Raw genomic sequence first — 13,826 nt, 5'->3', positions numbered from 1 at the left:
CTTACTGCCAGCCGTAACGACGGATGTAGATCTTCTTCAGCAAGGTCGTCAGCACCGCGTAGCCGAACAGGATCGCCACCAGGAACGGCCAGTAGCCGGTCGGCAGGGCCTGCAGCTTGAAGTAACCAGCCAGCGGGCTCATCGGCAGGGCCACGCCAATGGCCATGATCAGGCCGGTCATCACCAGCAGCGGCGGCGCGGCGATGCTCTGCAGGAACGGCACCTTTGGTGTACGGATCATATGCACGATCAGGGTCTGGGTCAGCAGGCCCACCACGAACCAGCCGGACTGGAACAGGCCCTGGTCGGCCGGCGTGCGTGCATCGAACATGTACCACATCAAGGCAAAGCAGGTCAGGTCGAAGATCGAGCTGATCGGCCCGAAGAACACCATGAAGCGGCCGATGTCCGCCGGGTTCCACTTCAGCGGCCTGCGCACCAGCTCCTCGTCCACGTTGTCGAACGGAATGGCGATCTGCGAGATGTCGTACAGCAGGTTCTGTACCAGCAGCTGCAGTGGCAGCATCGGCAGGAACGGCAGGAAGGCCGACGCCACCAGTACCGAGAAAACGTTGCCGAAGTTGGAGCTGGCGGTCATGCGGATGTACTTCAGCATGTTGTTGAACGTGCGCCGGCCCTGGATGACGCCTTCCTCCAGCACCATCAGGTTCTTTTCCAGCAGGATGATGTCGGCCGCCTCCTTGGCGATGTCCACCGCGCTGTCCACGCTGATGCCGATGTCCGCCGCACGCAGCGCCGGTGCATCGTTGATGCCATCGCCGAGGAAACCGACCACCTTGCCCTGTGCGCGTAGCTCGCGTACGAGGCGCTCCTTGTGTAGCGGGGTCAGGCGGGCGAACACGCGGTGGTGGTGCAGCGCCCGTGACAGCGCACCGTCATCCATGCGCTCGATCTGCGGGCCGGTCAGGATGGTGTCCGCGTCCAGCCCGACCTGGGCACAGACGCGGGCGGTCACCAGCTCGTTGTCGCCAGTGAAGACCTTCACTTCCACGCCATGCGCGGCCAGCGCCTGCAGCGCCTGCGCAGCCGATTCCTTCGGCGGGTCGAGGAAGGCCACGTAGCCGACCAGGGTCAGGCCGCACTCGTCAGCCTGCGAATACACGGTCTGGCTGGCGGCGGTTTCCTTCATCGCCACTGCCACCACGCGCAGGCCCTGTTCGTTCAGTTCTTCCGTGGTCTGCCGCACGCGCGCCAGCCGCTGCTCATCCAACGGCTTGTCCTCGCCGTTCTCGCGCACGGTGCTGCACACCGCCAGCATCTCCTCCACTGCGCCCTTGCAGATCAGCTCATGGTGGTCCTCGCGCTCGGACACCACCACCGACATGCGGCGGCGTTCGAAGTCGAACGGGATCTCATCCACCTTATGGTAGTCCTGCGACAGCCGCAGCGAACTCTGCAGCTCGACATGCTCCAGCACTGCGCGGTCAAGCAGGTTGATCAGGCCGGTCTGGAAGTGGCTGTTGAGGTAGGCGAACTTCAGCACGTCCTCCGAATCGTGGCCGAACACATCGGTATGCCGCTCCAGGGCGATCTTGTCCTGGGTGAGGGTGCCGGTCTTGTCGGTGCACAACACCTCCATCGCGCCGAAGTTCTGGATCGCATCCAGGCGCTTGACGATCACCTTGCGCCGTGACAGCAGCACCGCGCCCTTGGCCAGGGTGGAGGTGACGATCATCGGCAGCATTTCCGGGGTCAGGCCTACCGCCACCGACAGTGCAAACAGGAATGCCTCGGTCCAGTCGCCCTTGGTCCAGCCGTTGATCAGCAGCACGAACGGCACCATCACCAGCGCGAAGCGGATCAGTAGCCAGCTGACACTGTTGACGCCGGCCTGGAACGCGGTGGGCGCACGGTCGGTGGCGGTGCTGCGCTGGGCCAGCGTGCCGAAGTAGGTGCGGTTGCCGGTGGCCAGCACCACGGCGGTCGCAGTACCGGACACCACGTTGGTGCCCATGAACAGCAGGTTGTGCTGCTCCAGCAGGCCGGCCAGGCCATCGCCCGGGTGCGCGAACTTCTCTACCGGCAGCGATTCGCCGGTCATCGCGGCCTGGGCGACGAACAGGTCCTTGGCGGTCAGCACGCGGCAATCGGCCGGAATCATGTCGCCTGCCGACAGTACGATGTGGTCGCCGGGCACCAGCTCGCGGATCGGCAGGTCCAGCAGGCGCGCCGGGCGCCGGCTGTGCAGGTGTGCGCCGAAGTACTGGTCGGCCACATCCGCAGCCTCGGTGCCGGGATTGCGGCGAAGCACGCGTGCGGTGTTGCCGACCAGCGCCTTCAGCCGTTCGGCGGCACGGTTCGAGCGGCCTTCCTGCACGAAGCGGATCAGCGTGGACAGCAGCACCATGGCGCCGATCACGATAGTAGCCTTGATGTCCTCGGTCAGCCAGGACACCGCCGCCAGTACGGTCAGCAGCAGGTTGAACGGATTGCGGTAGCACTGCCACAGGTGGCGCCACCACGGCAGCGGCTTTTCGTGATCCACCTCGTTGGGGCCGAGCGTAGCCAGCCGCTCCTCGGCCTCATGCGGGCTGAGGCCATCGGCATGCGACTCCAGTGTGGTCAGCAGTTCGGCTTCCTCCTGCTGGGCGAGGGTGACCAAGCCGGTGGTGAGCGCGAACGGCGCTGCTTCGGCGCTACCCCGGCCGAACCCGGCCTCGGGCATCGCACGGCGGCGGAACAGGTTGCCTGCGCGACGGCTGCGCAGGAAGGCGTTGAACCAGGCGTTGAGCAGGCTCATGGGACTCTCCTCGAATGTCAGAGCCGGCCGCGGCCGGAACACGAACGGAACGGATGGAACAGGTCAGGCGTGGCGCATCGCCAGCACCGCGGGCGACCACGGCTGCATGTGCAGGCGCTGGCTGCCACCGATGCACAGCGGCTTCATCGCATCGCGCAGCGGGTAGGGCAGGTGGCGCAGCACATTGATGCGCTCGCTGATCGGCAGCAGCGACAGCGCGTCGGCCACTACGCGTGGCGAGCCGAGCGACAGCGAACGGGCAAACGTGATCGGGCCATGCTGCAGCAGCTGGCTGCGCAGCGCGGCAACATCGCGCTCGCCGATCAGGCGGCGCAGGGTGATGTAGAGGATCTTGTAGGACATGGGGGCGATCTCCAGGCAGGCGGCACCTGGCGATCCCCCGTCACTCAGGCAGGCAGGGACCGGCTGGCAGGCGCCAGGAACAGGCAACAAGCGGGCATCCGGGGCGCGGTGCGCCCGGCAGGGTCAGGGTCCATCTGCGTCTCCATGAGGGGAGGGGGCCAGCCAGGGTTGCCCTGGCCAATGGCGCTATTGTCCGCCCCTGAATGGGGCAGGCCTAGAGGCCCGTGGGTTAGCCTGGCTATACCTTGGTATAGCCGGGCATGCGTCGCGCCAATCGATGGCGCATCACGGGATCAATGCGCGGTGCTGGTCTGCTTGCACACGTCGTACTCGCCTGGGCTCAGTTTCTTGTCGCGATCGGTATCGCAGGCGTGCAGGCGCTCGGCCCAGTCGGGTGCCACGGCATCCACTTCGGCCAGGGTGACGATGCCGTCCTTGTCCTTGTCCAGCGACTCGTAGGACGGAATCAGCTTCACTTCGGTCACGTCCTCGGCGGCAGTGGCCTTGCTGGCCTCCTGCGGCTTGGAGCAGGCCCCCAGCAGCAGGCCGGCGACAACGACGAGGGCGGCGGGAAGGTAGCGGAAACCGGTCATGGCGTGCTCCTGTAGAGGATTGGGTTCGCCACCGTGGCGCCCATGGCCGGATCATCGGCAGCGGTCTGTAAGGGAGGTGCGAAGAATGCAGGTGATCCTGCGGGCGGGTGGGGCGCCGTTCACGGGCCGCCTGCCGCTGCGCCAGCTGACGAAATTGTCAGGCAGGCGACAGCAGGGCGCCGGAACCCACCGGTAAGGAGGGCACCAGGCCCGCGCAGGTCCCGCGCCGGGTGCGTTGTCACGGATTGGTGTCAAACACCACCGTCATGTTGCCTTCCCAATGCGAGCCGGGTGACTTCAGCATCTCGTCCACCGCGTCTTTTTCGGCGATGAATCGAAGCGTTGAGCGACGCTGGACCATGTATGCATCAGGCGTAAGGCGAGGCGCGCGCACGTCACCCGGCGGAAGACGCATTCCCTGTACTGGCATGCCATCGCCCCGGTTGCGCATACCCGGAATGGTGACATCCACCGCAACGGGAACGACATCGTTACTGCGCGCATTACGGATCCCACATTGATTGTCCAGTTCGTGCTCACAGCGCAGCTTGAGGCTGAAATCCATGGACGACGTGAGGTAGAACGGCAGCTCCTGCGACATGCTGGGCGGACGGATGCCATGTTCGACCCAGGCACGCCAGCCCCCTTCCGGCACCAGGGTCACCCGTGGCGCCTCAGAAGGGAACAGCACTTCAAGGTCGTGGGCAACCTCAAACACAAAGTTCATGCGGATCATCTTGACCCCTGTGATGTTGTCCCCGAGGTCGATGTCGGCCTCTGCGCCGCCCGTAGTCCAGTCCTGCTGTGCAACGTAGCGGCCGTTCTTCAGGGTAATCGCATCCGGCAGTTCGACCTGGATGCCAATCCCCACGTTCTGATAGGAGTAGGTTCGTCCGTTGCGGCGCTGCGTGCTGAAGCATTCCCGGGGATTGGAGGGATCACGCACGCCCCATCCGCCAAACGACCATCCCACACCACCTGCGCCACGTATTGCGGCACAACCACCAGTGACACCGTAGTACCACGGATCCGCCCCATTCTTGAAGTTCAGCCGCAGCGAGATGGCAACAAAGCTGACGCGCGCCTGTGCAGTCTCCCCCGTCATCTCATCTCGAAGCATGAACGCACGCGGGGCCGGAAATCGAACGTAGGTGGTGTCGCGCGCGGACTCGTTATCGCCATCACCGGTCTTCTGCCAGAACTCTCCGGCCCCGATGTCGAAGATGTAAGCTCCCGCCTTGTCGCACTCTGTTGGTCGCCAGTTGCAGAACGCGCCTCGAGGCGTGGTGTTCACAAATGCGGTGTTTCCGGGATTGGCGGCGTTCGGTCGAAATTCACCGGTAACGGTGGTTTCAATGACCTGGGCCGCGGCAGGCGCCGGCGATATCCAGAGAGCTGCCAGCAACAGGTACAGACCACGAATCATCGGCGCTCCTCACTATTTTTCAGCCTGGATGCGATGGGATGCGCGCAACTCACGCCGCCCACCATCATTACATCTCCTTCCCGGACATAGCGTCCCTCTTCCATCGTCAGCGTGCAGCTGATCCTGTTCGGATAGCGCAGCTCGACCACTGGCGCACGAGCGCTCAGTTCCAGGGTAAAGAACCCTTCTTCCTGACTGACACTGCGGCCAGCGTGATTGATCACCTGAACACCGCGCACGCCATTGCCGTCGGCATCGAGCACCTGGCCCATCACGGTGAAGGTGCGCAGCACATCAACGGTGGCGTGCATCACGCCCCCTTTGTTGAGGTGGTAGCTGACGGCGGACGGCTGCAGGGTGGCAGCCGGTGCGTGCCGGCCCTGGAAATCGAACTGCACGTGCCCTGCCCGATAGGCCGTTACGGGTACGAAGTTGCGTCCCGCCTTCAGCTGTACGCCGCCGCCCTGGCTGTCGTCTGCGCGCAGCGCTACTCCAGGGTAGTCACTGCGCACCTCGACGATGATGCCGGTATCCACGCTGCCGCTGCGGCCTTGGCCGATGACCGCAGCATGGCCGCCACCCACCACCAGCGTACTGTCCAGATTGGCAGTGCCACTGACGTGCCTCGAAGCCGTGCTGCGGTACAGCTGCACGTCACCCTCCAACAGTGAACCCTGCAGGTAGGCACCCACGCCGCCGCCGACGCCGCTTCGCTCGGCACTGATCATGCCATTCACACTCTGCAGCAGCTTGCCATCCACGCGTTGCGTCGCTGCCGCGCTGACATAGGTATCGCGCTGCCCGGCCTCGCCAGTACGACTGCCCAGGCTGCCGCTGTAGCTGCGGCGCTCGCTGCCCAGCGACACGCTGACGGTCAGGTCGATGCCGCGTTGCCTTCGGTAGTGGGTGAAACGGCTGCCGGGGCGGTCGTAGGCGGAAACACGCCAGTTCACATCATGCTTGCCGAACAGGGTCTCGCGACGACCGTAAGACACATCAATGCCAGTGCCCTTGGTAAAGCCCGTGCTGCGCGCCAACCGCAGGCTGGCGTTGTCGCGGTGGCTGAAACGATGGGTAATCGAGACGGCAGTGGTGTCCTGCCAGCCGCCGCGGGTTTCCCAGCGCGGCGCCGAACCGTTGCCTGGCAGCACGCGGTGACGTTGCTCGGCCCAGCTGCGGGCGTGGTTGGCCACCACCGAACCTGCGCGATACCGGTACAGGCCCTGCAGGTCAATGCCGCGCCCGGCATCACTGGATGTATAGATATTGGTGTAGGTGCTGAAGCTGTCACTGGCCTGCCAGTCCATCGACAGGCCTGCCGCGTGGCGCGTACCGATCTGCTGCACCGTGGCACCGGCCACGGCACGTGGGTGCAGCAGGTAATTGACCACCGCGCCGGCCGCGACCTTGCCCCCCTGGCTTGGGCTGCCACTGTCGAGCAGGCCACGCTGCTGGCCGGCAAACACGCTGTAGCGCCAACGCCGGGAGGGGTCCCTCCAGCGGCTGGGTTTGTGGATTGATGCGGTTTCGCGCGAGGCTTCGCGGCCGTCTTCGATGACGCGCAGTTCCACATCGTAGATGCCACCCGGCAGCCGCCGCGTGTCGATCTCCTGGATGCCGGGCGTGACCGCCTGCGTGGACAGCAGGTTGCCGTCACGCAGGATCTCCACCACGCCCTCGCGGCTGGCAGTGACATAGACCGGGTACACACTGGGGCTGCGGGTGTCAGCCAGCAGCACGTCCGACGAGCCGAGCATGAAGCCCAGCGCGGTATCGTTCTGCGTGCCGGGTGCACGCGGCTGGCGGATGATGCCCTCGAAGGTGGGCAGGAAGTAGCCGGCACGCACGAAGTGATCGCCCAGTTCGCGCTGTGCATATAGCGCGCTGAGATAGTGCTCGCGACTGCCCGGCTGGGCGTAGTACTGGTAGCTGCCGACCGTGCTCCAACGGCCGACACTGCCGCGCAGTTCGGCGCTGTAGCGCGCCGTCGCCTGCTGATCCTGGCCGCCATGCATGGCCAGGCTGTTGCGCACGATCAGGCCATGGCTGCCCGCATCGGGCAACGCGACGTGGCGCTCTTCCTTGTGCGCTCCGCCTGGGGTCAGCAGGCTGAGCAATGAGCTTGACAGGCTGTAGTGCAGCGCGGCCAGGCCGCGGCACTGCTTGCTGCACACTCCCAGCGCCATCGGCTCGGCCAGTGCCTCGGCCCAGCGCGTGCGTTCGGTCTGCGGCCAGGGGCTGTCGTGGCTTTCACCGAAGCCGACCAGTTGCACGCGATTGTCTTCGTGCAGCAGCACCTCGGCATCACCCAGGTAGCGTCCGTCCAGCTCCACGCGCACGGTGAGCGGATTGCCGAACAGGTGCGCGCGGAACTCGGCGGGCATACGCTCGCGCTGCTCCAGCAGGCTGGGCAGGTCATCCAGGGTGAGACCGGCTGCCTGGCTGGATGCAGCAAAGACAGCGGCACCGATAGCGGCGGCCAACTGCGCCAGCGGCAGGCGGGTAGGAGATCGTAAGGAGCGCATGGAGGCGATTCCGGCCTGCCTGCGGCGCGCGTGGCGCCACAGGCAGAACGCGGCTTACGGAATGTCGCTTTCGAAGATCATGTGGAACTGGCCGCCGTAGCTGCCCTGCTTATAACCATCGGCCGGCACGGTCGGAGAGATGGCAAACGCCAGCGACTTGCCCGCTGCGGCCTGTGCGGCGTTGGCCACTTCGATCTTCGCCGCCGAGGTGGCCGGCACAACGACGTTGTCGATCTTCACGTCGAGATTCACCACATGCGCCGCCGATGCCATCTGCGCCGGCGCCGTCAGATAGGCACTGACCGCAGCCGGCGACTTGACATTGATGACGCGGCCCGTCAGTTCGCTCAGGGTCTGGCGGGCCGTATCCCACGGCAGGTTCTGCGGCAGGCCTTCCCAGCCGTCCGGGGTGGACACCTGCAGGCCGGCGCTGTTCGGCACGTCGGCGGTGACATTGATGGTGATCGACTTGGTCTCGGTGGCGGCCAGGGCAACGGCCGGGGTGATCAGCAGGGCGGTGGCCGCTGCCAGTAAGGTGGTCTTCAGGGACATGGATGCACTCCAGGTTCAAGGGTGGAAATCAAGGTGCCAGGCAAGGGCAAAGCAATCCCAGCGGGCGCCCGGCAGGCCCGTTCGGGATAGATCCATGGATAGGGCCGTTGCCTAGCGGCGCGAGTCGATGCTGCGTTGGCTGTCGCCCTCGCGAAGCTCGAAACGCAGGAACTGGTGCTCGGCGGCCTGCAGCGCATAGCTGTTGCCGGGACGCACATGGGCGATGATTCCCGGCGTGCAGGTATCAGGACGGTCGCGCTCGCACTGGCGCAGGTTGTCCAGCACCACGGTGGCGTTGCCGCGATTGCGCACCTGCTGTTGCTCAATGAGCGTGTCGTAGTGCGGGTTCTCCGGCGCGACGAAGAAGATCGTGCCGTAACCGGTGAATACGCGGATGGCAGAGGTGAGCTCCACTGCCTCCCGGGCCTGGTCTTCGCTGAGCGAGAATTCCTCGGCTGTCGGCGCCACCGGGATGAAGCGCAGCCGGTAGTAGCGCTCCTGGTCACGCGCACCGCGATACACCAGGCGTGTGGCCTGCTGCCCATTGCCTGCGATGATCAGGCGGCTGGGACTGGCGATGACGCCTTGCGTGTCCGGTGCATTACGGACCAGCGCGGCGGTATCCACTGGTGTTTCGCTGGCCTTGCCCTCCGCATCGAAGTGCATCTGGGTAACTTCAACCCGTACGTAGGCCGTGGCGTCACCGGTGTTGCGGATGCGCTTGAGCAGATTGCTGCGCGTGGGTTGCAGGTAGTCGAACAGTACGCCGACGTTGATCTGCGGGGTGGATGCGTGCGCGCTACCACACAGGATGACCGACAGAATCAAGGACAGAAGACGATGCATGGCGAGCCCGGAGGGGGATGGCAAGCGGGAATTCTCACGGCTTCATCACAACCCCGAAATACAAGAAGTTGCAAAAGTCGGACTTGTCCTACAGGTTTGAAGCGATTCCTATGCGTCAGCCGCAGGATGTATCCGCTGGCGATTCAATGCCGGTCAGCCCACTGGTCGGCGAACGCGGCCATGGCACGCACCCGCGCATCAGCCATCACCTTCATGTTTCGAACCGGTCTGATGGAAGCATGCCGCAGTCGCGACGACGATGCGGGCTACCTCATCAACCATCAGACGAATGTCCACATCTCCGCATCGCACCTTGTTGGCCATTTCCGTGGCCAGCGCGCTCTTCGCAGCAGGTCCGGCCATCGCGGGCCAGCTGATCGCCGATGGCACCGTGGAAACGCCAACCGCCACGGCATACGAAACGACCCTGGACAATGAGCACGCCTTCCATGCGCGCAATCGTGGTCAGATCATCGCAACAGGGGAGCTCGAACTATCGACGTCGGGCGATGGCGCGGCAGGCGTGTTCCTGGAGGGAATGAGTCACGTCTCGATGCTTGGGGCGGAAGGCAAGCGCATGTCCGTGCGCACCACGGGTCTCAACGCTGCAGGCATCCATATCAATGACGGCACGCTTACCGAGGCCAGCTACCTGGACATCCAGACCGAGGGAGATGGTTCTGCTGGGATGGAAGTAGAGCATGGCCAGATGCTGATACGGGACAGCACCATCAAAACCCTGGGTGAGGCCGCGCACGGAATCCTCAAACAGGGGGTTGGATCGGGTACGGTGGAACGCGTCCTGATCACCACCGGGGGGGATCACGCGATTGGCATGAAGGTGGTCTCCAGCCTGGTCAACGTCAATGACGGTACCCGCATCGAAACTGCTGGCGAGCAGGCGCACGGGCTGGTGATCGAAGGGGTAGGGAAGGTCAATCTGTGGAACAGCCAGGTCATTGCCAACGGTTTGGACGCCTGGGGGGCTGTGGTCGACGACGCGGGAAGCCTCGCGCTTGACGGCGCCCTCATTGAAAGCTCGTTGGCTGGGCGCGGGGGAGTGCGTGTACGTGGTGGCGCTGATTCCCGCCTTGCATTGGCCAGAGGTTCTCGCATTGCCGGGTTGAACAACATCGCCGTCTCGCTCGATGCTGCCGTGTCCGGGCGATTTGCTCTTGATCTGGCAGGTTCCTACCTGGAAGGCGACATTGTGCATACCCGTGAGGACCTTGAGGCCGGGCGGGTTTCGACAGCGAAAGTTCACGTATCGCTCACCGGCAATTCGGTGTGGACCGGCGCCTCCACGCTGCTTGAAAGTGTGTCGCTGACGGACAGCTGGTGGGTGATGGGCCGCGGGTCAGCAGTGGGCGAACTGCAGGTAAGGGACGGTCTTGTTGCTCTCATGACCCCTGCGCATGCGGAGAACACGGTACTCAGCGTGACCAGCGATCTGCACGCCAGCAACGCTGTCTTCCATTTTTCAGGCGCGCTCGACGGCGACGACTCACGGATCGGTCGCATTCACGTGCAGGGTGATGCGTTTGGCGATGGCAGGGTCTCGGTGGACAATATCGGCGGGTTGGGTGCGGAGACCATCACCGGCATCCCGTTGTTCCAGATCGATGGAGCATCCCTTGCGGATTTCACGTTGAATGGGCGTGTGGTTGCCGGCCTGTATGAGTACTTCCTGCACAAAGGCGGCGTGCCGGGCGGAGAAGGCAACTGGTACCTTCGTTCGGAGATTCCTGCGCCTCCTGTGGACCCGTGTGAGTCTGATCCCACGGTACCGGGGTGCCCGGTCGATCCGATGGATCCGGGCGAACCGACAGCCCCGGGGAATCCTGGCGGCCCCGGGATTCCAGGCGCGCCCGGCGACCCGCAGGACCCCAATGACCCGACCGGGCCCTGGACACCGGGTGACCCGATTGGCCGCCCAGGGCCGCTGCTGCGATCGGAAGCGGGCGCGTATCTTGCCAACCAGCAGGCCGCGCTGAACATGTTCGTTCACCGCCTGGCCGAGCGCCGTGGCGGCATGCGGGCCGAGGACGACCGCACGGTCTGGGCACGGCTTGACAGCCAGCAGGCCGACTTTGATGCATTGGGGGGTCAGTTGTTGGTGGACGGTGGATCGTCGGTGCTGCAGGTCGGCAGCGACCTGCTGCGCGCTGGCAATGCGATCTACGGCGTGATGCTCGGCGTTGGTAATGCCAACAGCACCGTTGTATCGGAGCGGACCGGATACAGCGCGAAGGGACAGGTACGTGGCAGTGCGATCGGCGTGTACGGCACGTGGCAGCAGGACGCGGGAGGGGATCAGGGCTTCTACGCAGATGGCAGCCTGCAGCATGGGCGGTTCAAGAACCGCGTGCAGGGTATGGGGCTGCATCGCGAGTCCTATGATTCGCGGGCGATCATCGGTGCCTTGGAGGGCGGCTACATTGCTCCGGTCTGGCGAGGGGCATCGGCGACGCTGTTCGTACAGCCGCAGGTGCAGCTCATCTACAGCCGGTTCCACGCAGGGCAGCATGTGGAACGAAACGGGACGACGGTGGGCAATGCCAAGGCGGGGGGGGTGGCTGGGCGCATCGGTGCGCGCGTGTTCGGTCACTCGATGGCACTGGGCAACCGCGTGCAGCCCTATCTGGGCGTGAACTGGTTGCGCGGCCCAGCGACCAATGCGCTGGATTTCAACGGTCAGACTCTTGCGGTCGGCATGCCGCGCGATCGCGTTGAAGTGCAGGGCGGCGCCGAACTGGAGCTGGGGGAACGCGTAGGTGCCTGGGGTGGAGTAAGCCTGCAGCGCGCCGACCAGAACTATCGGAACATCATTGGGCAGGTCGGCATCAGGGTGGCCTGGTAAGGAATGGCGGAGCAGGGCGGCGGAGAGGCCGCCCTGTCCACTAGCGACGGTATGCCGGCCAGCGGCCGGCACTACCTCATGTTTCAGAACCCTTCCGCAAACGCATCCGTGGCCCGCACCAGCGCGTCCACTGTCGCCGGCTCATTCGCACTGTGGCCGGAGGTCACCATCTCCAGCCTGGCTTCCGGCCAGGCCTTGGCCAGGTCCCAGGCGCTGCGCGGCGGGCAGATGATGTCGTAGCGGCCCTGCACGATCACGCCGGGCAGGTGGCGGATGCGGTCGATGTCGCGCAGCAGCTGGTCTGGCTCCAGGAAGATACCGTTGCGGAAGTAGTGCGCTTCGATGCGGGCCTTGGCGAGCGTGTCCAGCGGGTCATCCGTGGAAACAGCATCCACATCGTGCTGCAGGGTCGCCGCATTGTCTTCCCAGCCCAGCCAGGCCTGCGCAGCTTCGATGCGGGTCGCCTCATCCGGGCCGTCCATGCGCGCCCAGTAGGCTGCGATCATGTCGCCACGCTCGGCCTCCGGGATGTAGGCCTCATAGCGGTCCCAGCGCTCTGGGAAAATCCAGCGCGCACCGCCGTTGGCCTCGGCGAACCAGCGGTTCTCGACCTCACGACCGAGGAAAACGCCGCGCACGATCAGGCCGGTGGCGCGTTCGGGATGTGCCTGCGCGTAGGCCAGCGACAGGGTTGAGCCCCAGGAGCCGCCATAGACCAGCCAGCGCTCGATACCCAGGTGCTCGCGCACCTTCTCGATGTCGGCCACCAGGTCCTGCGTGGTGTTGTCGCGCAGTTCGCCGAACGGCGTGGAGCGGCCGCTGCCGCGCTGGTCGATCAACACGATGCGGTAACGCGCCGGGTCGAAGAAGCGGCGATGGGTGGGCGAGATACCGGCGCCGGGGCCGCCATGCAGGTACACCACCGGGATGCCCTCGGGCGTGCCGCACTCTTCGATGTGCAGCGTGTGCAGATCGCTCACCTTCAGGGTGAACTCGCGGTAGGGCTCGATGGCGGGGTAAAGGGTACGCATGGGGGCGCTCACAAACAGGGGCGGCCAGCATAGCGCCGCAGCCCGATGCCTGCAGTGGCACATGCTTTCGCGGTGCTGGAAATGGGCTGGCCGATGCGCATAAGCTGCCGCGATGCAATCGACCACGACAGGGATGTCCACGCCCGATCCCAGCCTCAGCAGTGGCGCACGCGAGCTGCTGAAGTGGATCGCGCTGCTGACCATGACCGGCGACCACGTGGCAAAAGTGGTCTACGGCGGCTACCTGCCGGTCGTAAGCGAACTGGGCCGCATCGCGTTCCCGCTGTTCGCGCTGGTGATGGCCTGCAACCTCGCCCAGCCGGGCGCGGACCTGCGCAAGTCGATCCGTCGCCTGGTCGCATGGGGCGTGATCGCGCAGCCGTTGCATGCACTGGCCTTCGGTTCCTGGCTGCCGCTCAACATCCTGCTCACCTTCGCCTTGGCGGCAGCGGCGGTGCATGCGCTGGCGAACAATCGGCCGCTGCTGTTGCTGCTGGCGGCGGGCATGGCGCCGATGCTGGTGGACTACCAATGGGCGGGCGTCGGCTTCGTGCTGCTCGGGTGGCTGGCGTTCCGCCATGGTGCGTGGTGGCTGCTGCTGATCGGGTTTGCTGCAGTGTGCTGGGCCAACCACAATGGTTGGGCGCTGCTGACCATTCCCGTGGTGCTGGCGGTGGCGCGCGTGCGTTGGCGGCTGCCGAGGTGGCGCTGGACGTTCTATGGCTATTACATCGGGCACCTGGCGCTACTGGCGTTGTACGTACAGCTGCGCGGTCAAGGGTGATGGCCGCAGCGGGGCCGCGCTATCGTCGCTGTCCGATGGAAGCGGCGCTCATCGCCCGGGAGGATGGTTGGGTGGCGGAACGTAC

At 65.1% G+C, this 13,826-nt stretch carries 10 protein-coding genes; 2 read left to right on the top strand and 8 right to left on the bottom strand.

The annotated features are described in order from the left end of the window. Window position 1 precedes the first annotated feature (1 nt). The 7 genes from mgtA to ACZK3J_RS12560 all read right to left on the bottom strand — a co-directional run bounded on the left by mgtA (window position 2) and on the right by ACZK3J_RS12560 (window position 9,066). Window positions 2-2,761, bottom strand: coding sequence for a magnesium-translocating P-type ATPase (mgtA, locus tag ACZK3J_RS12590; protein WP_478475882.1), 2,760 nt, complete (start codon window positions 2,759-2,761; stop codon window positions 2-4). Window positions 2,762-2,824: 63 nt separating this feature from the next. After that, the gene (locus ACZK3J_RS12585) at window positions 2,825-3,124 is read right to left on the bottom strand and encodes a hypothetical protein (RefSeq protein WP_049462635.1); all 300 of its coding nucleotides are present in this window, start codon (window positions 3,122-3,124) and stop codon (window positions 2,825-2,827) included. Between the two features lie 293 nt (window positions 3,125-3,417). Continuing rightward, window positions 3,418-3,717 carry an EF-hand domain-containing protein gene (locus ACZK3J_RS12580; protein WP_049462634.1) on the bottom strand — a complete coding sequence of 100 codons (300 nt, stop codon included), beginning with the start codon at window positions 3,715-3,717 and terminating at the stop codon, window positions 3,418-3,420. A 238-nt stretch (window positions 3,718-3,955) separates the two neighbouring features. Further along, complete coding sequence (locus ACZK3J_RS12575) at window positions 3,956-5,143, bottom strand: hypothetical protein (protein ID WP_049462633.1); 1,188 nt, start codon at window positions 5,141-5,143, stop codon at window positions 3,956-3,958. After that, entirely contained in the window at window positions 5,140-7,668 is a 2,529-nt protein-coding gene (locus ACZK3J_RS12570; RefSeq protein ID WP_478475881.1) for a TcfC E-set like domain-containing protein, read from the bottom strand. Before ACZK3J_RS12570 ends, ACZK3J_RS12575 begins: the two co-directional genes overlap by 4 nt. Before the next feature lie 54 nt (window positions 7,669-7,722). After that, window positions 7,723-8,220 (bottom strand): CS1 type fimbrial major subunit, encoded by a 498-nt coding sequence (locus tag ACZK3J_RS12565; protein ID WP_049462631.1) that lies wholly within the window; start codon window positions 8,218-8,220, stop codon window positions 7,723-7,725. Between the two features lie 111 nt (window positions 8,221-8,331). Next, complete coding sequence (locus ACZK3J_RS12560; protein WP_049462630.1) at window positions 8,332-9,066, bottom strand: CS1 fimbrial subunit B flags: Precursor; 735 nt, start codon at window positions 9,064-9,066, stop codon at window positions 8,332-8,334. 313 nt (window positions 9,067-9,379) lie between these two features. Here ACZK3J_RS12560 and ACZK3J_RS12555 point away from each other — a divergent pair, with 313 nt between their 5' ends. Continuing rightward, window positions 9,380-11,926, top strand: a complete 2,547-nt coding sequence (locus ACZK3J_RS12555) for an autotransporter family protein (RefSeq protein ID WP_223224628.1) — start codon at window positions 9,380-9,382, stop codon at window positions 11,924-11,926. Window positions 11,927-12,009: 83 nt separating this feature from the next. On the opposite strand, the gene pip is transcribed toward ACZK3J_RS12555, so the two are convergent. After that, window positions 12,010-12,957: a prolyl aminopeptidase gene (gene pip, locus ACZK3J_RS12550; RefSeq protein ID WP_049460972.1), complete on the bottom strand. Its 948-nt coding sequence runs from the start codon at window positions 12,955-12,957 to the stop codon at window positions 12,010-12,012. Between the two features lie 112 nt (window positions 12,958-13,069). Between pip and ACZK3J_RS12545 the strand changes: the two genes are divergently transcribed. Then, window positions 13,070-13,741: a TraX family protein gene (locus ACZK3J_RS12545; RefSeq protein ID WP_134950872.1), complete on the top strand. Its 672-nt coding sequence runs from the start codon at window positions 13,070-13,072 to the stop codon at window positions 13,739-13,741. The last annotated feature ends 85 nt before the right edge of the window (window positions 13,742-13,826 follow it).

The sequence above is a fragment of the Stenotrophomonas sp. 86428_Sma genome, assembly GCF_056481585.1.
Note: the sequence above shows the minus strand (reverse complement) of the source record. Positions and strands in the feature narration are given on the sequence as shown.

Bases quoted from the DNA above. Each gene is read 5' to 3' on its own strand.
- ACZK3J_RS12570 (WP_478475881.1), bottom strand. From the start codon at position 7,668: ATGCGCTCCTTACGATCTCCTACCCGCCTGCCGCTGGCGCAGTTGGCC.
- ACZK3J_RS12575 (WP_049462633.1), bottom strand. From the start codon at position 5,143: ATGATTCGTGGTCTGTACCTGTTGCTGGCAGCTCTCTGGATATCGCCG.
- pip (WP_049460972.1), bottom strand. From the start codon at position 12,957: ATGCGTACCCTTTACCCCGCCATCGAGCCCTACCGCGAGTTCACCCTG.
- ACZK3J_RS12560 (WP_049462630.1), bottom strand. From the start codon at position 9,066: ATGCATCGTCTTCTGTCCTTGATTCTGTCGGTCATCCTGTGTGGTAGC.
- mgtA (WP_478475882.1), bottom strand. From the start codon at position 2,761: ATGAGCCTGCTCAACGCCTGGTTCAACGCCTTCCTGCGCAGCCGTCGC.
- ACZK3J_RS12565 (WP_049462631.1), bottom strand. From the start codon at position 8,220: ATGTCCCTGAAGACCACCTTACTGGCAGCGGCCACCGCCCTGCTGATC.
- ACZK3J_RS12585 (WP_049462635.1), bottom strand. From the start codon at position 3,124: ATGTCCTACAAGATCCTCTACATCACCCTGCGCCGCCTGATCGGCGAG.
- ACZK3J_RS12580 (WP_049462634.1), bottom strand. From the start codon at position 3,717: ATGACCGGTTTCCGCTACCTTCCCGCCGCCCTCGTCGTTGTCGCCGGC.
- ACZK3J_RS12545 (WP_134950872.1), top strand. From the start codon at position 13,070: ATGCAATCGACCACGACAGGGATGTCCACGCCCGATCCCAGCCTCAGC.